This window comes from Clostridium sp., assembly GCF_036646415.1.
GTDB lineage: Bacteria > Bacillota > Clostridia > Clostridiales > Clostridiaceae > Clostridium_J.
The window spans coordinates 1-21814 of record NZ_JAVXMF010000031.1; the positions used below are offsets into that span (position 1 = coordinate 1).

Annotated in this window: 24 protein-coding genes; 4 read left to right on the top strand and 20 right to left on the bottom strand. The window is 29.4% G+C overall.

Translation table 11 applies throughout. The features are described 5' to 3' along the window. Positions 1–195 precede the first annotated feature (195 nt). On the top strand, positions 196–927 hold the full coding sequence (gene rluF, locus RSD37_RS14760) for a 23S rRNA pseudouridine(2604) synthase RluF (RefSeq protein WP_346947509.1): 732 nt from the start codon (positions 196–198) through the stop codon (positions 925–927). A gap of 128 nt (positions 928–1055) precedes the next feature. On the opposite strand, the gene RSD37_RS14765 is transcribed toward rluF, so the two are convergent. Beyond that, positions 1056–1574, bottom strand: a complete 519-nt coding sequence (locus tag RSD37_RS14765) for a hypothetical protein (RefSeq protein ID WP_346947510.1) — start codon at positions 1572–1574, stop codon at positions 1056–1058. A 714-nt stretch (positions 1575–2288) separates the two neighbouring features. On the opposite strand from RSD37_RS14765, the gene ispF reads away from it, so the two are divergent. Then, entirely contained in the window at positions 2289–2762 is a 474-nt protein-coding gene (gene ispF / locus RSD37_RS14770; protein ID WP_346947511.1) for a 2-C-methyl-D-erythritol 2,4-cyclodiphosphate synthase, read from the top strand. 61 nt (positions 2763–2823) lie between these two features. Here the strand turns inward: ispF and RSD37_RS14775 are convergent, their stop codons facing one another. The 14 genes from RSD37_RS14775 to RSD37_RS14840 all read right to left on the bottom strand — a co-directional run bounded on the left by RSD37_RS14775 (position 2824) and on the right by RSD37_RS14840 (position 15722). Further along, positions 2824–3312 carry a YhcN/YlaJ family sporulation lipoprotein gene (locus RSD37_RS14775; RefSeq protein ID WP_346947512.1) on the bottom strand — a complete coding sequence of 163 codons (489 nt, stop codon included), beginning with the start codon at positions 3310–3312 and terminating at the stop codon, positions 2824–2826. A gap of 141 nt (positions 3313–3453) precedes the next feature. Beyond that, entirely contained in the window at positions 3454–3675 is a 222-nt protein-coding gene (locus RSD37_RS14780; protein WP_346947513.1) for a hypothetical protein, read from the bottom strand. 210 nt (positions 3676–3885) lie between these two features. Then, the gene (gene argF, locus RSD37_RS14785) at positions 3886–4884 is read right to left on the bottom strand and encodes an ornithine carbamoyltransferase (protein WP_346947514.1); all 999 of its coding nucleotides are present in this window, start codon (positions 4882–4884) and stop codon (positions 3886–3888) included. A gap of 96 nt (positions 4885–4980) precedes the next feature. Then, a complete protein-coding gene (gene arcA, locus RSD37_RS14790; RefSeq protein ID WP_346947515.1) occupies positions 4981–6186 on the bottom strand; it encodes an arginine deiminase in 1206 nt (401 codons plus the stop codon). 54 nt (positions 6187–6240) lie between these two features. Beyond that, positions 6241–7188 carry a carbamate kinase gene (arcC, locus tag RSD37_RS14795; protein ID WP_346947516.1) on the bottom strand — a complete coding sequence of 316 codons (948 nt, stop codon included), beginning with the start codon at positions 7186–7188 and terminating at the stop codon, positions 6241–6243. Positions 7189–7407: 219 nt separating this feature from the next. Next, the gene (pyrE, locus tag RSD37_RS14800; protein ID WP_346947517.1) at positions 7408–7980 is read right to left on the bottom strand and encodes an orotate phosphoribosyltransferase; all 573 of its coding nucleotides are present in this window, start codon (positions 7978–7980) and stop codon (positions 7408–7410) included. A gap of 12 nt (positions 7981–7992) precedes the next feature. Then, complete coding sequence (locus tag RSD37_RS14805; protein ID WP_346947518.1) at positions 7993–8889, bottom strand: dihydroorotate dehydrogenase; 897 nt, start codon at positions 8887–8889, stop codon at positions 7993–7995. A 10-nt stretch (positions 8890–8899) separates the two neighbouring features. After that, positions 8900–9643: a dihydroorotate dehydrogenase electron transfer subunit gene (locus tag RSD37_RS14810; protein ID WP_346947519.1), complete on the bottom strand. Its 744-nt coding sequence runs from the start codon at positions 9641–9643 to the stop codon at positions 8900–8902. 93 nt (positions 9644–9736) lie between these two features. Beyond that, positions 9737–10612 carry an orotidine-5'-phosphate decarboxylase gene (pyrF, locus tag RSD37_RS14815; protein WP_346947520.1) on the bottom strand — a complete coding sequence of 292 codons (876 nt, stop codon included), beginning with the start codon at positions 10610–10612 and terminating at the stop codon, positions 9737–9739. 15 nt (positions 10613–10627) lie between these two features. After that, complete coding sequence (locus tag RSD37_RS14820) at positions 10628–11818, bottom strand: dihydroorotase (protein WP_346947521.1); 1191 nt, start codon at positions 11816–11818, stop codon at positions 10628–10630. Between the two features lie 16 nt (positions 11819–11834). Next, positions 11835–12269: an aspartate carbamoyltransferase regulatory subunit gene (locus RSD37_RS14825; RefSeq protein WP_346947522.1), complete on the bottom strand. Its 435-nt coding sequence runs from the start codon at positions 12267–12269 to the stop codon at positions 11835–11837. A 21-nt stretch (positions 12270–12290) separates the two neighbouring features. Continuing rightward, positions 12291–13214, bottom strand: coding sequence for an aspartate carbamoyltransferase (pyrB, locus tag RSD37_RS14830; RefSeq protein WP_346947523.1), 924 nt, complete (start codon positions 13212–13214; stop codon positions 12291–12293). A gap of 830 nt (positions 13215–14044) precedes the next feature. Next, the gene (locus RSD37_RS14835) at positions 14045–14941 is read right to left on the bottom strand and encodes an HD domain-containing protein (protein WP_346947524.1); all 897 of its coding nucleotides are present in this window, start codon (positions 14939–14941) and stop codon (positions 14045–14047) included. 154 nt (positions 14942–15095) lie between these two features. Beyond that, entirely contained in the window at positions 15096–15722 is a 627-nt protein-coding gene (locus RSD37_RS14840) for a DUF1836 domain-containing protein (RefSeq protein ID WP_346947525.1), read from the bottom strand. Positions 15723–16428: 706 nt separating this feature from the next. Between RSD37_RS14840 and RSD37_RS14845 the strand changes: the two genes are divergently transcribed. Beyond that, positions 16429–16668 carry an AbrB/MazE/SpoVT family DNA-binding domain-containing protein gene (locus RSD37_RS14845; RefSeq protein WP_346947526.1) on the top strand — a complete coding sequence of 80 codons (240 nt, stop codon included), beginning with the start codon at positions 16429–16431 and terminating at the stop codon, positions 16666–16668. A gap of 140 nt (positions 16669–16808) precedes the next feature. Here RSD37_RS14845 and RSD37_RS14850 read toward each other — a convergent pair whose 3' ends face one another. The 3 genes from RSD37_RS14850 to RSD37_RS14860 all read right to left on the bottom strand — a co-directional run bounded on the left by RSD37_RS14850 (position 16809) and on the right by RSD37_RS14860 (position 19754). Further along, positions 16809–17933, bottom strand: coding sequence for an NlpC/P60 family protein (locus RSD37_RS14850; protein WP_346947527.1), 1125 nt, complete (start codon positions 17931–17933; stop codon positions 16809–16811). 195 nt (positions 17934–18128) lie between these two features. Next, complete coding sequence (gene rsmI / locus RSD37_RS14855; protein ID WP_346947528.1) at positions 18129–18971, bottom strand: 16S rRNA (cytidine(1402)-2'-O)-methyltransferase; 843 nt, start codon at positions 18969–18971, stop codon at positions 18129–18131. Between the two features lie 33 nt (positions 18972–19004). Continuing rightward, positions 19005–19754 (bottom strand): tRNA1(Val) (adenine(37)-N6)-methyltransferase, encoded by a 750-nt coding sequence (locus RSD37_RS14860; protein WP_346947529.1) that lies wholly within the window; start codon positions 19752–19754, stop codon positions 19005–19007. Between the two features lie 277 nt (positions 19755–20031). Here RSD37_RS14860 and RSD37_RS14865 point away from each other — a divergent pair, with 277 nt between their 5' ends. Next, on the top strand, positions 20032–20691 hold the full coding sequence (locus tag RSD37_RS14865; protein ID WP_346947530.1) for a type II toxin-antitoxin system VapC family toxin: 660 nt from the start codon (positions 20032–20034) through the stop codon (positions 20689–20691). Positions 20692–20726: 35 nt separating this feature from the next. Here the strand turns inward: RSD37_RS14865 and RSD37_RS14870 are convergent, their stop codons facing one another. Further along, positions 20727–21401 carry a LysM peptidoglycan-binding domain-containing protein gene (locus RSD37_RS14870; protein WP_346947531.1) on the bottom strand — a complete coding sequence of 225 codons (675 nt, stop codon included), beginning with the start codon at positions 21399–21401 and terminating at the stop codon, positions 20727–20729. A gap of 199 nt (positions 21402–21600) precedes the next feature. Next, positions 21601–21804 carry a heavy-metal-associated domain-containing protein gene (locus RSD37_RS14875; RefSeq protein ID WP_346947532.1) on the bottom strand — a complete coding sequence of 68 codons (204 nt, stop codon included), beginning with the start codon at positions 21802–21804 and terminating at the stop codon, positions 21601–21603. Positions 21805–21814 lie beyond the last annotated feature (10 nt).

Genomic DNA, 21814 nt, shown 5'->3' on the forward strand with positions numbered 1-21814 from the left:
TTTATATAGGTATATTTTGAAAAAGAAGACTTGCCAACTTTTACTTGACTCAAACTTGTATGGCTACATAATATTAATAATTTAAATATTATGATATAATTATACAATATATTTAAAATACATGTAAATAATTATCTGAAAATATATTAAATATACTGTTTTTATATAATTTACTGTTAGGAGTGACAATTTATTATGGACAATAATAACAGTCTAATTAGACTTAACAAATATATAAGTGATAGTGGAATCTGCTCTAGGCGAGAGGCTGATAAATTCATTGAAACTGGTAAGGTATATATTAATAGCATAAAAGCTTCAGTAGGCACAAAGGTTTCTACAGCTGATACTGTTATAGTTAACGGCAGAACAATTAAGCCTAAATCTAATAAGGTTTATATTGCCCTTAATAAGCCTATTGGAATCACATGTACAACTGAAACTCATGTTAAAGGAAATATTATTAACTTTATGAATTACCCTGAACGAATATTTCCTATAGGTCGTCTGGATAAACCCTCTGAGGGTCTAATATTTCTAACAAATGACGGAGATATGGTAAATAAAATATTACGTGCTGGCAACAGTCATGAAAAAGAATATATTGTTTCTGTAGATAAACCTATTAATTCAGAGTTTATTAAACTAATGGGAAATGGAATTCCTATCCTTGATACTGTTACAAAAAGATGTAAAGTTAAAAAAGTTAGCAACCGTACCTTTAATATAATTTTAACTCAAGGGCTAAATAGGCAAATTAGAAGAATGTGTGAATATCTTGGATATAAGGTTACTAGCCTTAAGCGTATAAGAATAATGAATGTTTCTCTTGGCAGTCTCCCTAAGGGTAAATGGAGATACTTAACATCAAATGAAATGTCAACGATTCTTACTCTTACTGAGACCTCTAAAAATACTGTAGATTAAAATAAAGGGATTAAGTTTTATCTAAACAAACTTAATCCCTTTATTTCATATCGATTATATATTTTGGGTTAATATAGTTTAGTAGTTATATTTAAAGTATACTTACTATAAAATATATCTTGTACTTATTAGAATTCACCTTTGAATAAATCAGCAAACTGTTTATCTTCAATAATTTTTACATTCTCTTTAATTTCTTTAAAAGTTATTTCATAATCATCTGATATATCTGAATGTACTTCATACATTTTTGCTACTACATTATTTTCATCATAAGTGATAACATAAGTTACTTGGTCTTTTTTCCCATTTACATTTCTATAGTATGGATATATTTTTGCTTTTGTTTTATCTATACTTTCTTTTTCTAATATTTTATTTAGCTCACTTTCAGCCTTCTCAGCATATGCAGCCTCATCATTTTCTGAAAGTAATTTTATAGTGTTTATCTCATTATAATAATACTCTGGATTTACAAAGCTATTTAGCAATGATTCAAAACTCTCATATGTTACTTCATTATTATTAACCCCTTGTTCAACTGAGTTTTGTTCTACCTTTTCACTATCATTACTAGAATTTCCTCCGCATCCAACTAACGATAATCCTATTGTGGCTGTTAATACTAATGCAATTACCTTTTTCATTTTAAACCCTCCATATTTTCTGTTCAATTTCAAATTGTAAAAAACAATTATTACAATCAAAATAATCGTTTTTTTTACATTTAATTATATTTACATATGTAAAATTGAAATATAGTTAAATCTAATTAAATCATTTTTAACACAATTGAAATTATATCATAATTTGTAAAATTTACAACTTTTTCTTTCTACAAAAAAATATATTCACAGTTCATATGTTAATAAAAATTCATCTGTTATTTTTATTAACAGTATTATTCTTTTTCATACAAACATTTGTATGTATTTTAACACATTATACACATTATCCACAGATATCATGTGTATAAGTTGGTTAATTTAATGTTAATATACTAAATTATGCACATAAACTAAAAATTTTTAGTAAATAACTAATTATTATCCTTCTAATACATTTAAATTTTAAAAAAGTTATCAACATTATCCACAGTAATGTGTACAGTTTGTTTATAACTTTTTATTTTAAATTTATATTTAAAGAGTAAACTATATTTTATTTCATTTTAGACGTTATAAATCATCTCTAAATTTGCAAATATAATAATATCTTTTATATTATCTCCACATATATAATAATAACAATATGTGTTAAACTGAATATATTAAGTAATCTAATAATATTATGTTGAATTGTGTTATTTCTGAATATATAAATATCATGTGAAATTATAATACATTTTAGGAGGTTTATTTATGAGAGTCGGATTAGGATATGATGTACATAAATTAGTCAGTGATAGAAATTTAATTATTGGTGGTGTTAAAATACCACATTCTACAGGACTTCTTGGACATTCTGATGCAGATGTTTTACTTCATGCAATTATGGATAGTTTACTTGGTGCTGCAGCTCTTGGTGATATAGGTAAGCACTTTCCTGATACTGATAATAAATTTAAAGGAATTTCTAGTATTGAATTACTTAAGGAGGTTAAACTCCTTCTAGATGCTAGTAACTATATAATAGAAAATATTGATGCTACAATAATAGCTCAAAAGCCTAAAATGTCACCACATATTTTAGCTATGCGCACTAATATAAGTGCTGCTTTAAGTATTAATATAAATCAGATTAATATTAAAGCAACAACAGAAGAAGGCTTAGGTTTTACTGGGTGTGAAGAAGGTATATCTTCTCAGAGCATATGCCTACTTAATAACAAATAATTTTTATACACTAAAATGCCTATACATTATGAGTATCCTCTAATGTATAGGCATCTTCTCTCTACATATCTTTTATTATCTGTTCTATATCTCTCTTTAACTCATCAATTGGCTTATCTTCCTTAAATCCCTTTAAAAGCCTTGAAATTGATTCATAAACATATTCATCTTTACTTATCGCTATAGTTTTTGCCTTTGGATATACTTCTTTTACTTTTATATTAATTTCGTTTTTTAAAGTACTTGTTATACTTTCATAATTCTCCTCTAGTTTTAATGCAACTAACACAGATTCATGATTTATAAATACTACTGCCGACTCAATTCCATCAATTAATTGTACTTTGTCCATAACCCTCTCACAAGTCGCTATTGCATCTTTAATCGTTTCATCTTTATCTATAGGATTATTATCCATATCTTCTATTGTTGGTCCAGCTCCTGTAGTATCTCCAGATTTCTTATCCTTATTACACCCTATTAATATTACCGTAGCTATAATTAATATTACAAAAGTAAATACTAACATTTTTTGTATCTTTAGCTTCATTTTATATCCTCCCTATATAATGTAGTTATCTGACTTTCTAAATTTTTATAGAACTTCATGATATATTACTTAATATATAGTTTGGCTTATAACCCTAAGTATATTCATATTCTTGTTCTTTATCTATACTGTATCTAACAGCTATATATCATCACAATTTTTCAGAACATCTCTTGTAACAATAAACCGACCTTTATCTTCTACTATTTCAAATTCACTTATGCTAGTTATCTTTTCTTCTCTTTCAATATGAAACACATAACCTTGTTTTCCTTGGTTTTGAAAGAAAATTATAGAGGTTTTTACAACTCTCATAGCATTTCCTTCTCTATCATATATTATATCTGGAATATTATTAATCATAATCTATTCTCCCCTTACACCAGTTGTTAATTAATGATATATAATATTATCCTTATATATCATTTATGACTTTATTTAAAATATACCAAATATAATTTTCGCTAATTCAATAAATTTATAATTCATAAATTAAAATTTTTATATAATGAAAAAGAGGGATGAAAACAATTAATATTATCATCTCTCTAGAGTATCTAACTCATATTTATATTAATTTCCTAATGTAGCAACCATAACAGCTTTTATTGTATGCATTCTATTTTCAGCTTCATCAAATACTATTGAAGCTGAACTTTCGAACACCTCATCTGTTACTTCTAGTCCATTTAATCCATATTTCTCAAATATTTCTTTACCTACCTTAGTTTTTGTATCATGGAATGCTGGTAAACAATGCATAAATTTAGTATCTTTCTTACCAGTTAACTCCATCATTACTTTATTAACTTGATATGGTCTTAAAAGTTCTATTCTTTGAGCCCATACTTCATCAGCTTCTCCCATAGACACCCATACATCAGTGTATATAACATCAGCATTTTTAACACCTTCAGCTACATTATCAGTAATTGTAACCTTAGCACCAGTCTCTTCTGCTATTGTATTACATTTTTCAACTAAATCTACCTCTGGAAATAAGCTCTTAGGTGCAACAATTCTAAAATCCATACCCATTTTAGCTGCACCAATCATTAATGCGTTAGCCATATTATTTCTTCCATCTCCAGCATATACAAATACAACTTCATTTAATGGTTTTGAGAAATGCTCTTTTATAGTTAAAAAATCTGCTAATATTTGTGTTGGATGATCTTCAGTCGTTAATCCATTCCACACAGGAACTCCTGCAAACTGCGCAAGTTCTTCTACTATTTCTTGACCATACCCTCTGTACTCTATTCCATCGTACATTCTTCCTAGAACTCTAGCTGTATCAGCTATAGATTCCTTTTTTCCCATCTGGCTTCCTGTTGGCCCAAGATATGTAACATGAGCACCTTGGTCATGAGCCGCAACTTCGAAGGCACATCTTGTTCTAGTTGAATCCTTTTCAAATATTAATGCTATATTTTTACCTAATAATCTTTGTTTTTCTGTACCTGTGTATTTAGCTTTTTTTAAATCTGATGAAAGTTCTAAGAAATAATTTATTTCCTTTGGTGAAAAGTCCATTAAAGATAAAAAGTGTCTGTTTCTTAAGTTAAACATTGTTTATACCCCCTAAATATTTATATTGACCTATGTTCTAGTTTTCATAAGCCCCCATGATTTTTTATTATATTATAATATTTTTTTAACTAGCTATTATAAATTTTCTCTCACTAATGGCATAGACATGCATCTTGGGCCTCCTCGACCTCTTGAAAGCTCACTTGATGGAATCTCTAAAACTTCAATATTATACTTGTCCAATAGCTCATTAGTCACATAATTTCTTTCATAGGTTATAACCTTACCTGGTGATATGGCTAAGGTGTTTGACCCATCATTCCACTGCTCTCTCGCTGCTATTATTCTATCTCCTCCACCACATCTTATAAGCTTTACATGAATACCTAGGTGCTTAGATAAAATATGCTCTAAGCTATCTACTTCTTCATTTGCAATAACTTGATTATTTTTATAATCATATGTTAACGCCGTAACCTTTAGAGTGTCCTCTATTTCTGGATGTATGGTGAATTTATCATAATCAATCATTGTAAATACAGTGTCCAAGTGCATAAAAGCTCTAGTCTTAGGAATATCAAAAATTAAAATAGTTTTAAAACTCTCATGATGTTCAAATATATTTCTTGCTAGGGTAAACACAGATTCTCTATCCGTTCTTTGACTACAACCTATAGCCAAAAGATCTTTTGATAGTACTAGCTCATCTCCACCTTCTATACTGGTGGGAAGTTCTCTATCATACCATAAATCTATACCTGAATTTTTGAATCTTGGATGATATTTAAAGATATATTTTCCAAATATAGTCTCTCTTCTTCTAGTTGGAGTCCTCATTGAATTTAAAGATACTCCACTTCCCATACATGCAAATGGATCTCTTGTAAAATAAAGATTGGGCATCGGATCTAATATAAACGGATAATCATTAGCCTCTTCCTTTATACCCAAACTACATTTTCTTACTCCCGCCATTACAGTATCTACTATTTGCTTATCAGCCATATCCATCAAGTAATTCTTAATCTCTCTATTCATATACTCATCATTTACTTGAGCTTCTTTTAAAATTTCTTTAACAAATAACTCCCTTACATCGCTCGTCCTTATAGCTTCTGCTGCTAGTTTCTCAAGATATAATACTTCGACACCTTCATTTTTTAGTGTATTAGCAAAAAAATCATGTTCTCTTTGTGCTACTTTTAAATATGGAATATCATCAAACAGTAATCTTTCTAGATATTCTGGTATAAGATTTTCTATTTCTTCACCTGGCTTATGCAAAAGCACAGTTTTTAGCTTACCTATTTCAGAGTAAACATTTATTGATGAACTACTCATTACGTTACTCTCCCCCTAACTTCTATAATATAATTGTACAACTAAATTGTATTCTTAATATCTAACTATCTTAGTTCCTGATAGCCCTTTTAAAGCATCTTTAGCCTTAGATAATGATGCAATCATTGCAATCTTGTCCTTGTTAAACATAACAAATTTTTTGCAAGCTTCAACTTTAGGTAACATACTTCCAGGAGCAAATTGACCTTCTTCAATATATTTATTTACATCATCAATATTTATTTCATTAAGTTCCTTTTGGTCTGGTTTATTAAAATTAACACATACTCTATCAACGGCTGTTAATATCAATAGGCAATCAGCATCTAAAATTTCTGCAAGTTTTTCTGCTGCAAAATCCTTATCTATAACAGCAGGCACTCCCATTACCTCTTCATTCTCTCTTACAACAGGAATTCCACCTCCACCGCAAGATATTACAACATTTCCATTGTCAACTAACTCTTTTATCATTTTCTTCTCTATAACATCAATTGGTTTCGGAGACGCTACTACTCTTCTATATCCTCTTCCTGCATCTTCCTTCATCACGTATTTCTCTTCTTTTTCTAACTTTTCTGACATTTCTTTTGAAAAAAAAGATCCAATTGGTTTTGTAGGATTTTGGAATCCATCATCATTTTTATTTACTACAACCTGGGTAACTACAGTAGCCACAGATTTGTCTATTTCTCTTTTAGATAATTCTTGTGCAATTGAGTTTTGTAAGTGATATCCAATATACCCTTGTGAAAATGATCCACATACATCAAATGGAAATAGTACGTTTCCTTCATTTTGTTTTCTAGCATCCTCTACAGTCGATAATATTTGACCTACTTGTGGTCCATTTCCATGTACTATTGATACTACATGTCCATCTTCTATTAAATCTACTATGGATATAGCAGTATCTCTACATGTCTGAAGTTGCGCCTTTGAGCTTTTGTCCTTTGGATCTGCTTGAAGAGCATTTCCCCCTAACGCTAATACTATTTTCATATTTTATGACCCCCTTAAATCTATTGTTTAGATCTTAATCATATATTTCTATAGTATTACCCAAATTCATCTATGTCAAATTTACATTTATTGTTTTTATATGTATTTGTGTATATATTTTACATGAATACGTATAAAAAATTACCTAACTTCCTCTTTTTCTTAATGTAGTTAGGTAATTTTCTGAATAATTATTTAATTTTGCTGTATAAAAAATTTTTATTTTATGTTTCTACTTCCTGGCTTTATATAAGGTATGTTTTCTTTGCAAAGTGGACATTCTTCCTTAGCAAAACTTTCAATATTCAATTTACATGCACTGTATAGTGGAAGTGTTAACTCGCAGTTTTCAATTCTTCTATCAACTAGGCAGCATACTCCAATAACTTCTGCTCCTAACTCTGTTAGAATCTTTACAACTTCCATAGTAGATTTTCCAGTTGTAACAACATCCTCTGTAATTAAAACTCTTTGACCTTTTTTAATTTCAAAGCCCCTTGTTAAAGTCATTACTTCATTTTTTCTTTCAGTAAATATTCCAGGCTTGCCTAATTGTCTTGCTAGTTCATAAGCTACTATTATTCCACCCATTGCTGGTCCTACAAGCATATCTACATCTAAATCCTTAACTTGTTCTGTTACAACTGATAATACCTCCGCAGCTTTATCTGGATGTTGTAATAACTTTGCACATTGGCAATATCTATTACTATGTTTACCTGATGACAATAAAAAATGTCCCTCTAATAATGCTTCACACTCTACTAATATATCTATAACTTTATTTCCCATAATTTCTTCCTCCTATATTATCCCTCTTATTTCACTTATATCCTTGATATTTTCTTTTATTAAAAACTTTTCTATTCCATCTATTATCTCAATTGATGCTAATGGATTTATAAAATTTGCAGTTCCTATTTGAATTCCTGTAGCTCCTGCCATTATAAACTCTATTGCATCTTCCCAGTTTGTAATTCCACCAAGTCCAACTACAGGTACTTTACAAGCCTTACAAACTTGATGCACCATTCTTAACGCCATGGGTTTTACTGCTGGTCCTGAGAATCCAGCATAGGTGTTATCAAACACGGCTTTCCTTTTTTTATAATCAATTGCCATTCCTTGAAATGTATTTATTAATGATAGAGCATCTGCTCCTGCCGCTTCACATCTTAGAGCCATATCAACTATATTTTCTGCATTTGGAGATAACTTAACCATTAATGGCTTTTTACATATCTTCTTCACTTCTTTTACAGCTTCATAAGCTACATCCGCTTTAATACCTAGTGCCATTCCACCATGTTTTACATTTGGACATGATATATTTAACTCTATAATATCCACATCTTCATGGTTTAGCTTCTCAATTATACTTATGTACTCCTCTACTGTAGCTCCTCCAACATTTGCAATTATATTTGTATGAAATTTCTTCATCTTTGGAAGTTCATTTTCTATAAATTTGTTTATACCTGGATTTTGAAGACCCACACTGTTTAACATTCCACCTGTAGTTTCTTTAATTCTAACTCCAAAATTTCCTTGTCTCTCATCTAAAGTTAATCCCTTGCTGCAGATTCCTCCAAGTTTAGATATATCATAAAACTTACTGTATTCTTCTCCAAACCCAAAGGTTCCTGATGCCGTTATTATTGGATTCTTAAATTCTCTATCACAAATATTTACTTTAAGCATAATTTCTCCTTTAAACCTCTAAATCTTCTCCATTAAATACTGGACCATCCTTACATGTTCTTTTATTACCATGAATGGTTTTACATGTACATACTAAACATGCTCCTATTCCACAAGCCATCTTTTTCTCTTCTGAAATATAAACCTTAGTACCTGCTTCTTTGCATATTTTAACTACTCTATACATCATAACTTCTGGTCCACAGCATAAAACTAAATCATAATCCTTTGGATCAAATAGCTCCGTTACATATCCCTCATGACCTTCACTACCATCTTCTGTAGATACCTTCACAGACAGTCCTGCTGCCTTAAGTTCATCTAATCCATATACTTGATCTCTAAACCCTGAGAATACATCAACAGTAGCTCCTGTTATATTATTTATCAATTCTCTCATAGGTGCTACCCCAATTCCACCTGAAACTACCGCAACCTTACCTTTTATCTCATCTAAGTTAAATCCATTTCCTAAAGGTCCTATTACCTTAACTTCTTCTCCAGTCTTAAGCTTGCTTATTAACTTAGTACCATCACCAACTAACTGGTATAAAAATTCTATAGATGTCTCTGTTATTTTATGAATACTTATAGGTCTCCATAGCAATGGTTCCTTATCCCAACATCTTAACATATAGAATTGTCCTGGTTTTCCAACAAAGCTTCCCTCTAAAGAAATCTTAAATATTCCCTCGGAAATCTCTTTATTATCTATTACTTTACACACCCTGTATTCATAATCATTATTTAACATATCATTTCTCCTAATAATTCATTCTAATATGGTGACTGTCACTTTAAATTATGCCATACAAAGATTTTGTATGGCATTTATAATAATTATAATTTACTTCTGTAAGTTCTTAATAGCTTCTAATATTTCATTCTTCATTCTAATAGCTTCTTCTCTTGCATACTTTGCAAAATTTTCTTCACCATCAGTCTTACCTTTATATGCAAGGATTATTCCTCTTGAAGAATTAACCACTCCGCCATTACCATTCTTTAGGTAAAGAGCTACATCCTCAGCTCTTCCACCTTGAGCTCCATATCCCGGAATTAAGAAAAATGTTGTATCGAGTGCTTTTCTTATCTCTATACCCTCATCTACATGAGTGCATCCGATTACTCCACCTACAGAACTATAACCATGTTTACCCATATATTCTTTTCCTAAGTTATTAATAGTTTCTCCAACTACGTTATATACTCTTCTATTATCCACAGTTTCTATATATTGAATATCCTTGCTTCCTTTGTTAGAAGTTCTAACTAGTACAAATACACCTTTATCCTTATTTTCTACATATGGTAAGTAAGGTTCTATACTATCAATACCCATATACGGGCTTAGTGTTATAAAATCAGCTTCAAACTCTCCTGCAAAGTGCGCCTTAGCATACATCTCTGCTGTTTTTGCTATATCTCCTCTTTTTATATCTCCAATAGATAAAGCTCCTTTTTTCTTTATATACTTTAAAGTTTTAGCATAAGCTCTTAACCCATCTATTCCGTAAGCTTCATAATATGCTATTTGTGGTTTATAACAAGCTACATGATCTACAGTTTCATCTATAATAGCTTTATTAAACTCAAATATTGCATCTCCCACATTTTCAAACTTCTTAATAAACCCTTCTGGTATATAAGATATATCTGTATCTAAGCCTAAGCAAACATGTCCTTTTTTTTCAATAGTTTCAAATAATCTATCTATTATCATATTGCACTTCCTTAACTATTTATTGGAATAAACTATCTTCCCACCTTTTATAGTGGTCATTACTTCTCCATAAACTCTCATTTTATCAAAAGGTGTATTTTTACCTTTTGATATTAGCTCTTCTTTACGTATCTCATATTCTTTATCTAAGTCTATTATTACTAGATCACCATCATACCCTATGTCTATGGTTCCCTTATTAACTCCTAAGATTTCACTAGGCTTTTTACTCATTATTTCACTTAATTTACTTAAGTCTATATGTCCTTCTTTTACTAATTTTGTATAGCTAACTCCAAAGGAGGTTTCTATTCCTGATATTCCTGGAGCATCTTTTTTCTTATCTTCATCACTGTGTGGTGCATGATCTGTTGCTATACTATCTACGTATCCATCTTTTATTGCACTAATTAAGAAATCCACATCCTCTTGTTCTCTTAGAGGCGGGTTTACTCTATATTTTATATCATTAGTCAAGGCTATGTGATGAGGTGCTACTTCGCAAGTAACCTTATGACCTTTTTGCTTTGCTTTTATAATATATTCCATAGATTCTTTAGTGCTTACATGAGAGAAATGCACACTACATCCAGAATGTTTAGCTAAAGTTAGGTTTCTCCAAGTCATTGTATTTTCAGCAAGTCTCATATCTACACTAGATAAATTATGATTTTCACAGTGACACATAACTGTAATGTCTTTTTCTTTAGCCTTAACCATTGCATTTAGCATAACTTCACTATGCATCACATCTTTTCCATCTTCTGATATTACCTTTACTTCACCCTTATTTATTTTATCTAAGTGACTTATATCATCTCCACTAAAGTTATTTGTAATTGATATAACTTGATTAATATCTACAAGACCTACTTCTTTTCCTTTTTTCACTACATAATTAACAGTCTCCATAGTACTACATACTGGATTTGTGTTAGCCATAAGGTTAACCATTACATATCCACCTTTTACTGCGGCCTTTGATCCTGATTCTATGTCTTCCTTATAAGTATATCCCGGATCTCTAAAGTGAACATGTAAATCTACAAAGCCTGGCATTACTATATTCTCATTAGCATCTATAGTTTCACAGTCCTTTATGAGATTTCTTCCGATTTCACAAATTACTCCATCTTTTATATATATATCACCAACAAAGGTTCCGCTCCAATCAACCACTGTACCGTTTTTTATGCAAATTTCCATGCTTCCACCCCTACCCTTAGTATAATGAAGTTACTTTTTGTAAGTCATCACAATAATGACATTTGTATTCTCTAGTGTCTTCATCAACCAAGTGGTGTATATGAATAATATTAGGCTCTATAGATGTTACACATCTTGGATTCTTGCACTTTATAACATTCTCAACTTTATTAGGAAGTTGTAGTTTTATCTTCTCTTTAATTTTTTCGTTCTCAATTATATCTATAGTTATATTAGGATCTATAACTCCTAGTATTTTAAAATCAATATCTATTTTGTTTTCAATTTTTATTATGTCTTTTTTCCCACATTTGTCGCTTGTAGCGTTCATTATAAGTGCTACTGTAAAATCAACTTCGTGCAAGTTTAGAAAGTTAAATATTTTTATTCCTTCTCCTGCCTTTATGTGGTCTATAACTAATCCATCTTTTATACTATTTATAGTTAACATACTAATTCCCCCTTATATACCTTAGTAAATTCCTAGTAATTTTAGTATTAATGCCATTCTTACATACATTCCATACTTAGCTTGTTTGAAGTAAATTGCTCTACTGTCATTATCTACTTCGTAGGCTATTTCATTTACTCTTGGTAGTGGATGAAGAACTATCATGTCTTCTTTTGCAAGTTTCATCTTTTCATTATCTAATATATAAGTATCTTTTAGTTTTATATAATCATCTTCATTAAAGAATCTTTCTCTTTGAACCCTTGTCATGTATAGAATATCTATTTCTTCCATAGCTTCTTCCATTGTTCTTACTTGTTTAAACTCTATATTTCTCTTTTTAAGGACTTCCTTCTTTATATATTCAGGTATCTCTAACTCTTCAGGAGATATTAATACAAACTTATTATTCTCATATCTAGTTAGTGCTTTTATTAATGAATGAACTGTTCTACCGAATTTTAAATCTCCACAACAACCTACTGTTAGATTATTAAGTCTTCCCTTTGTTGTTCTAATTGTTAATAAATCTGTTAGTGTTTGAGTTGGATGTTGATGTCCTCCATCCCCTGCATTAACTACGGGTATATCACTATATTGTGCTGCAACCTGTGGAGCACCTTCCTTAGGATGTCTCATTACAGCTATATCTGCATAACATGATACAGTTCTTATAGTATCTGCTATACTTTCACCCTTTGCAACTGCACTAGCATTTGGTTCTGAGAACCCTATTACACTACCACCTAATCTTTGCATTGCAGCTTCAAAGCTGAATCTCGTTCTAGTACTTGGCTCATAAAATAATGTAGCAAGTAGATTGCCATCACAAGAATGCATAAATTTCTTCGGATCTGCTATTATTTTATCTGCCAAATTAAATATATCGTCCATTTCCTCTAGTGTAAGGTCCATTGGTTCAATTAAACTTCTTCCTTTTAACATGTAAAACACTCCTTTTTAGCCTCTCTGGGATAATTTAAAGGTAATTAAAATTTACTTATAAAAAAAAAGCTTTCCTAAAAGGAAAGCTTTAAAATATCAATTCATATCTTACATTATTAGCACAACACATTAGTAATTTATTACCATTATATTTTATCTGCTAAATCTCATAATACGAAATTTAATTTTCTTCCCTTGTCGGCATCTCTGTACCGTTTTTAAAAGGATACTATATTAAATTTTTACTAATTTAAGTTTAACCCATATGTATTGATATGTCAATATATTTTAATTTACCATTTTGTAAATTAATTTTTTAATACCTGTATAATTTAATAAGCTTAATCATATACTTATGTTTAAATATATTTGTTGAATTATATTCTTAAAACCCGTAAAATATAATTACTAAAAACAACTTAAAACTACTAGATAATTAAGGAGGAATATTAAAATGAATATAACTATCGATGATGAATCTAAAAATGCTCTCTTAAATAATTTAAAAGAACATAATAAATCTGCTGCAAGGCTTGCTATTGCAGGTTTTGGATGAGGTGGCCCTAATCTGAGTGTTGTTCTGGATGAACAAAAATCTAATGATATCATAGAAGATGTAGATGGATTAAAATTTGTTGTAGATAAAGATGAAGAATATATTTTTGAGGAATGTACTGTATCTTATAAAAAGACCTTTTTTGGTAAAACCTTTAAAGTAATTTCTAAAGCCGTAGGTGAAAATACAGGTTGTAAGTAACTTTTACTTATATTTGCATAAATCTTAATTTAGACCCCCTTTATATTATTATATAAAGGGGGTCTTACTATGATTAAACAAACAACTTTGTCTCAATTTTTTTATCATACTCAGACCAACAATCTAACTTAGTCATATCTTTAACTTTTGATACCTTATTCATAGTTGCATCAACATAATCAGCATAATGTACTATAAATGCCTCTTCTGTATTTGGTGGTTTTGGTGATCCATATTTAACCTTACCATGATGTTGTACTATACAGCCTTTTATTCTATTCTTAAAGTCTTCACTATAAATCACTGAATTGCTATTAAAAGCTTCTTCTATCATAGTAACTCCAATAACTATATGCCCCTCCATCTCACCTCTAACCGTGGATTTAAAACTGCCATTTAAAGAGTACTCGTGAATTTTACCTATGTCATGTAATTTAGCAGCAAGCACTGCAATTTCTTTATATCTGCAATTATATCTATTAGCAAACTCATTGGCAAAGTGTGTAACATTAAGAGTATGTTCTGCGAGCCCCCCTATATATGTATGATGTTGTAGTCCCCCAATTCCTTTAGTGAATTTTTCAATAAAGTTACTGTCCTCAAAAAAATACTTGTTTAAAGCTTTAACTTCTTCATCTTGAAATTGGTTAGTAGTTATTTCCTCAAGTTCTTCCATTATGTCATTTATGTCTCTCTTCACATAGCACATAAAGTCTCGAAGGTCATACGCACCATCTTCTAAACTTATTTTAGATATTTTATTATTAAGTATACACGCTTTCACCACATTACCTACGCTTAAGTTATGTATACTGCTACTTTTATCATTAAATTCAATTTCTCCTGTTATGTCACAAAGAGTATATATTATATTGTCTTTATATACTTCTTTATCTTTAATCATAAGTAATAAACTTATTGTACTTTCTTTAGCATTATTAATTACTTCTCTTAAATAAACTGGCTTCATATTATCATCTCCTTAAGTGATACTACAAATCTATGACTTAGTAAGCATAACTTATTCATTTAATTTTATATAAAAGGAGTTTCCCGATTAACACACATACACTATGTATGTTTTCATAAGAAGATAATTTTATTCTATATCTAAATTAATAACCTTAATTATATTTTTCTCCGAACTCATTAACCAATGTGGTTACTAACTTCTTTATATTACTAGCATGTGCTACTAAACTCATAACTAGTAAAAACATCATTATTCTCTCTTTTTCTTGATTATTAAAATCATACTTTTCCAGGTACTTATTAAAGATGTCTTCCCGCCCCTCTTGAGTTCTTAAAAAAGATAACTCTATGCTTTGTTGTTGTAATTCCCCAAATAACTTAAAAGAGTCCTCCCATGAAAGAATATCATCTTCTCTATTATTTATATCATTAAATGCAAGCCTAAATACACTCTTTATTTCATCTGTTGTTAAAATAGGTCGCATGTACCCTAATAAAACTAATTGTACTAGATGTAATTTTGTATATCCTCGCTTCTTGCCATCCTCTGGCTTAGATATAACCTCACTTTTTATATAATTCTGCAATATATTATTTGTAAAATTATCTTGCTCAAATTTATCATTAAGATAATCCTTTACTTGGGATAAGAAAAGGTCATATTGAGGCAACTCATCATATTGTATTATAAGTTTTTGAGTAGTTTCATCTGCCACTTCTGAGAATCTATCCATAATTTCTTGAAAAATAGCTCCATCTTTATCTTTATTATCTTGCATATTTACACCTCTTTTCACTTAATGCAATTTAAAAATATATTATATATGATTAATCATTATATAAGTTTATTGTATTACTTAATATTAATTATAAAATATAAACTTCATATTTACAAATATCTTACAAAATAAAATTAACATGAAATAACTATATTATAATCCTTCATAATATAGATTTATATTTTTTTTACTAACATTAAACACAGATTATTACAACCTAAATATCAATTATATCAACATATACTGTTTATTAATATAATTTATAACCTACTGAATTATCTACAATTATTCCATATTTTAAAGGTTATCCACATTATCAACATATATACTGTGTATAATGTTAAGTATTTTCTGTTTATAACTATGAAATGTACATTACTTTATTATTCATATTTTGATATATTTTGTAGAATCACTTCGTATTTTCCGCGAAAATTATTGAAAAATAGTATTTTTATTATAAAATAGTTTATTATCAACTTATTTTTCTTGCTTTTTTATACTTTCTAGCTAATTTACTATAATATAACTATAATCTCTTTTAGATTTATGGTATATACTGTAATAATTTTATTTATTTTATCATTTTTTATTGACTTTTAAATATTTTTATACTATATTATATTCATGGTATTAAATTCAAGTTATGTAATTTAAATCATATCTGATTATTTATTATAAAGCAAAATATTAGGAGGAATTTATTATGAAATCAACTGGTGTTGTAAGAAAAGTGGACGAGCTAGGAAGAATAGTTATCCCAGTGGAATTAAGAAGGACTTTAGATATCGATGTAAAGGATGCACTTGAGATATATGTAGATGGAGATCAGGTTATATTAAAAAAATATGAGCCTGCTTGCATATTCTGTGGAGATGCTCGTGATGTAATTAACTATAAATCTAAAAATATATGTCAAAAATGTTTAAATGAATTAAAAGGTTAATAACCTAAAAAATAATAAAAATGTTACTTATTTTAAGTAACGTTTTTTTTATTTTTAACGTATATAATAATAGAAATACTAATAAGATTATAAATAAAAGACCAGTAACCTAATTACTGGTCTTAACCTGACAAATTAAATTAATATCTTCTTCCTGACAGGTAATTATAACTTGGCATAGGAGCTATTTTAACTACCTCATTATCTTGAGGTGCATGAAGATAACTTCCATTACCAACATATATGCCTACATGATACGCCTCTCCACCCGAGCCAAAGAATACTAAATCTCCTGGTTGAAGTTGATCTCTTGATACGTAGCTTCCTGCATTCATTTGACTTTGTGCTGTCCTAGGAAGACTTTTCCCACATGCAGCATAAACATATTTAGTAAGTCCTGAACAGTCAAAAGTATTAGGTCCATTCCCACCATATTGATATGGAACGCCTAAAAAGTTCATAGCATATCCAACAATTGAACTACCTGATGCATTTGGAGGTAATGACACACTTGAATCACTATCACCTCTACTAGGTCTACTTGTGCTTTCTGATGATGCTAATGATTCATTTATTTGCCTTAATGTCTCATCTAATTGAGCTTGACTTTCTTTCATTGCAGTATCAAATAAATCTCTGTTAGCTTCTGCTACTTCCATAGCAGCTTTATGTTCCACTTTTTTCTTCTCCAATTGAGCTAGTTTTTCATTGTTTTCATCTTGTAATGCATCTAGCTTTGATTTCTCTTCTTCTATTACAATTTTCTCGTCTACAAGAACTTGTTTCTTATCTAACAAACTACTAACAACTTCCTTATCGTAGTTTATTATTGTAGTTACATTATTTAGCCTCTCTAAAAAGTCTGATAATCCCTCAGAATCTAAAAGAACTTCAACATAACTATCCATGCCATTAATATACATAGACCTCATTCTCTTGCTAAATAAACCATTTTCTTCTTCTATGTCACTTTCGGTAGCTTGTACCTTCTTGTTGCTCTCTTCTATTCTACCTTCAACTTTATGGATTTCAGTATTTAACTCCTCTATATCTATAGTTATGTCTTCCATTTGAGAATTAACTGATCGTATTGAAGCTTCAATTTCATCTACTTTCTCTTGAGCACTTTTATAACTATTTTTATTTTCTTCTAGCTTTTGCTCATATGTCGATTTATCACTGTACGGATCTGCAAGCACATTAGTTCCAATACAAGTAATACTAAGTGCTAACGCAAGTACTAATGATATTCTCTTCTTATTCAAAAAAATCCCTCCCCCTCAATATCTTAAGTTCCATTTACAATTATAACATAAAACTCACTCTAGTCTCAAGTAATTTACTTTCAAAAACGAGACAATAATATCTTTTTATGGTCTTATAGTAAATATATTCAACACTATTACTAATATTCCTTTAAATAATTTTAACCTTTATTAAAATTCCAATATTTACGAGTTCTACATGTTTATTGAATACTTATACACTTCAGATTTATGTAAATTACGTTCTTTAGCAACTAATTTTATTGCTTCCTTTTTATCTCTACCCTGATCAATATATTGTCTTATATGTTCCTCAATGGACATATTTTCCCACTTTGATCTCGCATCCTTTTCTATCTCATCCTTACTCTTACCTTCTATTACAATTACATATTCACCTCTTGGCTGATTTTCTTTGTAATACTCTATACACGATTCTACGGTTCCTCTTAATATTGTTTCATGAAGCTTTGTAAGTTCCTTGCATATCGCAATCTTTCTATTACCTAGATTCTCTCTTATAAAATTCAAAGTTGATTCTATTCTATGTGGAGCTTCATAAAGTATCAGTGTCTCTTCTCTATCTATTAGGCCTTCCATCGTAGCTTTTTTATCTTTGTTTTCTCTCGACAAGAATCCTACAAATGTAAACCTATCAGTATTTAACCCCGAATAAACTAGAGCTGTGGTTATAGCTGTAGCCCCTGGATAAACTTCAAATTCTATATTTTCTTCTATACATCTTCTCGCTATAACCGCTCCTGGATCAGAAATTCCGGGAGTCCCAGCATCACTTATTATTGCTATATTTTGACCATCTAATAATCTTTTTATTATATCCTCACTTTTACCATTTTCATTATGCATATGATAACTCATTAATGATTTTTTAATTTGAAAATGATTTAGAAGCTTTAAACTTTGTCTTGTATCTTCACATGCAATAACATCTACACTCTTTAATGTTTCAAGAGCCCTCAACGTTATATCTTTTAAATTTCCTATCGGCGTAGGTATTAAGTATAACTTACCGCTCATTGTTAAACCTCTCCTTTTTCTACTAATTTACTCTTATATGTGTAAGCACTGAGAATTATACAAGGCTTGAATTTCTGGTGAATATGAATCATCGTCCATATGAACATATAATGGATCTTCTATTTTTAGAAAAGCTCCTCCATCTCTTTGACCTTCTACCAATAATATATTAGGAGCCTTACCTGGTTTTGGATGAACAAATCTTATTCTCTTTGGTTCTATCTTATACTTTCTCATAAGTGTAAGTATATCTGCTATTCTTTCAGGTCTATGAACCATAAAGAACCTTCCATTATCCTTAAGCAACATTCTTGCTGCTACTATTACATCTTCTAACTTACAGCATACCTCATGTCTTGCAATAGCATTTTTGTCCTTCTCATTTATTATTCCTGAATTATGTAACTTATAAGGTGGATTCACAGTAACCACATCTACCCTATCTAAAGATTTTAAAAAACTTATGTCTTTTAGGTCTGCTTCAATAAATTTTACTTCATCCTGAAATCCATTGTAACTGGATGTTCTATTTGCCATCTCTGCAAACTCTTTTTGTATTTCAATGCCATAAATTGATCCACACTGACTTTTACCTTTAATTATAAACGGAATTATTCCTGTGCCACTACATAAATCGATTGCTGTACCATTTTTCTTTATCTTAGTAAAGTTAGCTAACAGCACCGCATCTACACCAAATCTAAACCCATCTTTCTTTTGTATTATATGAATACCCTTTAATTGCAAATCATCTAATGTCTCATCTATATTTACTAGCTCCATAATGTATTTCCCTTTCTATTATCCTAAATCACATATCCTATTATATAATAATATCTTTAATTTTTCACCTTTATAAAATCTAAGTTTACTAAATGCTAAAATTTCATACTCAAAATATTATATTTTATTTATAACAATTACATTTCCTTTACTATTTTAAATATGCAGTGATTTTCTGCTTTTTCCAATACAACTGTAATAACTAAGATTTTCAAGTAATATAATACAACTAACATGTATTATATTTACATAAAATAAAATAAGAAGGGTTTGTATTATGGAAATATTATCATATCCATTTTCATCAGTAAAATTTGAACAGAATACTTCAATTCTTCTAGATGCATCTTTCTTACTTAGCCTAGTTTACGATGATGATATTCGCCACTCTGAATGTATAGAAGTATTTAGAATATTGCTTAATAATAAATGTATATTATTAGTTACAAATATCATCTCTGCTGAGGTTCTTAATCAAATAATGTATAAAGTTTTTATGATGGACATACGCCACAGGATAGATAAGAAAAGTGCATTTAATTCCCAAACAAACATAAGACAAATTCTTTCTTCATTTGGTAAATATGATAAAAAAATTGTGAAAGACAAGCGTATTGATAAACTTAGAGAAATTCCTTACAAAAAATACTTTGATAACCTATCTAAAAATAGTACTAAAAGGGACTTGCTTAGTGTTTACTATAAAACAGCTGTAGCCATGCATACTCAGCTCGAAAATACAGTTAAATATACTTATGTTGAAATAAACAAATTATGTATGGCTAAGACAAAAGATATAATGGTTAAGAACCTTCTTTCAATAAACGATGCAACCCATTTAGCCACCTGTATATGCCATAATATAGAGTATCTACTAACTCTTGATAGTGACTTTATTTATGCTGAATGTAATTCAGTTAAAATACTAAAAATATAACCATGCAACTTGTTCTTGCATGGTTATATTTTATCTTATTTAGAAGGTATACATATACTATCATTTACCTTTATTGCATTTACATCTTTAATATTATTATGGGATTTTAATTCATCTACCCCTTTAACAATATCCATATTAGATAAATATTCTTTTGCTATACTGTATAGAGTATCTCCTGATTTTATAACGTATTTAGTATGTTCAGTATGTTCAGTTGCATTTACTTTAGCAGTATCCGATTCATCTTTTGATTCTAAAGCTGTTTCGTAAGAAATTATTAGTTTTTGTCCTTCAGCTATAACTTCATCCTTAGACATATTATTTCTTTTTAATATTGTTTCTACAACTTCACTTGGTTCAGACTTCGGCATATAATTCCTAGCTATGCTATAAAGGGTATCATTCTTTTTAACTACATAATATCCTTCTTTTATTGCTTCCTTACCAGTTTCGCTACTAGTTTCTTCATTTGTATTCTTACCATCATCTTTTTGTTTGTTTTGTGGTTTAATGGTACTGTTAGTCTCATCTTCAGTTAATTTACTATTAGTTTTCTCTTTAGTAGTTGTATCAGTGATTTTAACTGTATTATTTTTAGATTCTTTAGATGCTTGGTCTCTATTACCAATATAACTTACAGCAAAAAATATTCCACCTAGTACAACTACACATGATATAGCTATTATTACTTGTTTCTTAAATTTCATAATTAACACCTCTTCATATTTTAATAATCAATATCTAAATAATTAACCATTTAAGTAAAAATATACATATTAATATGAAATTATTTTTTATTTTTTTTATATGATGTATTTGATATTAATATTTCATGAAATTTTAAACATTTATATTTAATTTGCAAAAAAATTCCTTGCAACTTGAAATTGCAAGGAACACCCTATGTTATATAACCGTATAACCATGATTTTCTATAGATTGAATTATATCTTCTATATTTATAAAGTAGTCATCATATACAATTTCTACTTCCTTTTTAGATTTATGTATTCCACATGCAATAACACCTTCATTAGCCGATATAGCTGTTTTAACTCTTAGAACATCTTTAGATGCTATCATATCACAAATCTTAAGTGTAGTTTTCATAGTCTTTCCT

Excerpts from the sequence above, each read along its gene's own strand:
- rluF (WP_346947509.1), top strand. The coding sequence starts at position 196 with ATGGACAATAATAACAGTCTAATTAGACTTAACAAATATATAAGTGAT.
- RSD37_RS14765 (WP_346947510.1), bottom strand. The coding sequence starts at position 1,574 with ATGAAAAAGGTAATTGCATTAGTATTAACAGCCACAATAGGATTATCG.
- ispF (WP_346947511.1), top strand. The coding sequence starts at position 2,289 with ATGAGAGTCGGATTAGGATATGATGTACATAAATTAGTCAGTGATAGA.
- RSD37_RS14775 (WP_346947512.1), bottom strand. The coding sequence starts at position 3,312 with ATGAAGCTAAAGATACAAAAAATGTTAGTATTTACTTTTGTAATATTA.
- RSD37_RS14780 (WP_346947513.1), bottom strand. The coding sequence starts at position 3,675 with ATGATTAATAATATTCCAGATATAATATATGATAGAGAAGGAAATGCT.
- argF (WP_346947514.1), bottom strand. The coding sequence starts at position 4,884 with ATGTTTAACTTAAGAAACAGACACTTTTTATCTTTAATGGACTTTTCA.
- arcA (WP_346947515.1), bottom strand. The coding sequence starts at position 6,186 with ATGAGTAGTTCATCAATAAATGTTTACTCTGAAATAGGTAAGCTAAAA.
- arcC (WP_346947516.1), bottom strand. The coding sequence starts at position 7,188 with ATGAAAATAGTATTAGCGTTAGGGGGAAATGCTCTTCAAGCAGATCCA.
- pyrE (WP_346947517.1), bottom strand. The coding sequence starts at position 7,980 with ATGGGAAATAAAGTTATAGATATATTAGTAGAGTGTGAAGCATTATTA.
- RSD37_RS14805 (WP_346947518.1), bottom strand. The coding sequence starts at position 8,889 with ATGCTTAAAGTAAATATTTGTGATAGAGAATTTAAGAATCCAATAATA.
- RSD37_RS14810 (WP_346947519.1), bottom strand. The coding sequence starts at position 9,643 with ATGTTAAATAATGATTATGAATACAGGGTGTGTAAAGTAATAGATAAT.
- pyrF (WP_346947520.1), bottom strand. The coding sequence starts at position 10,612 with ATGATAATAGATAGATTATTTGAAACTATTGAAAAAAAAGGACATGTT.
- RSD37_RS14820 (WP_346947521.1), bottom strand. The coding sequence starts at position 11,818 with ATGGAAATTTGCATAAAAAACGGTACAGTGGTTGATTGGAGCGGAACC.
- RSD37_RS14825 (WP_346947522.1), bottom strand. The coding sequence starts at position 12,269 with ATGTTAACTATAAATAGTATAAAAGATGGATTAGTTATAGACCACATA.
- pyrB (WP_346947523.1), bottom strand. The coding sequence starts at position 13,214 with ATGTTAAAAGGAAGAAGTTTAATTGAACCAATGGACCTTACACTAGAG.
- RSD37_RS14835 (WP_346947524.1), bottom strand. The coding sequence starts at position 14,941 with ATGAAGCCAGTTTATTTAAGAGAAGTAATTAATAATGCTAAAGAAAGT.
- RSD37_RS14840 (WP_346947525.1), bottom strand. The coding sequence starts at position 15,722 with ATGCAAGATAATAAAGATAAAGATGGAGCTATTTTTCAAGAAATTATG.
- RSD37_RS14845 (WP_346947526.1), top strand. The coding sequence starts at position 16,429 with ATGAAATCAACTGGTGTTGTAAGAAAAGTGGACGAGCTAGGAAGAATA.
- rsmI (WP_346947528.1), bottom strand. The coding sequence starts at position 18,971 with ATGAGCGGTAAGTTATACTTAATACCTACGCCGATAGGAAATTTAAAA.
- RSD37_RS14860 (WP_346947529.1), bottom strand. The coding sequence starts at position 19,754 with ATGGAGCTAGTAAATATAGATGAGACATTAGATGATTTGCAATTAAAG.
- RSD37_RS14865 (WP_346947530.1), top strand. The coding sequence starts at position 20,032 with ATGGAAATATTATCATATCCATTTTCATCAGTAAAATTTGAACAGAAT.
- RSD37_RS14870 (WP_346947531.1), bottom strand. The coding sequence starts at position 21,401 with ATGAAATTTAAGAAACAAGTAATAATAGCTATATCATGTGTAGTTGTA.
- RSD37_RS14875 (WP_346947532.1), bottom strand. The coding sequence starts at position 21,804 with ATGAAAACTACACTTAAGATTTGTGATATGATAGCATCTAAAGATGTT.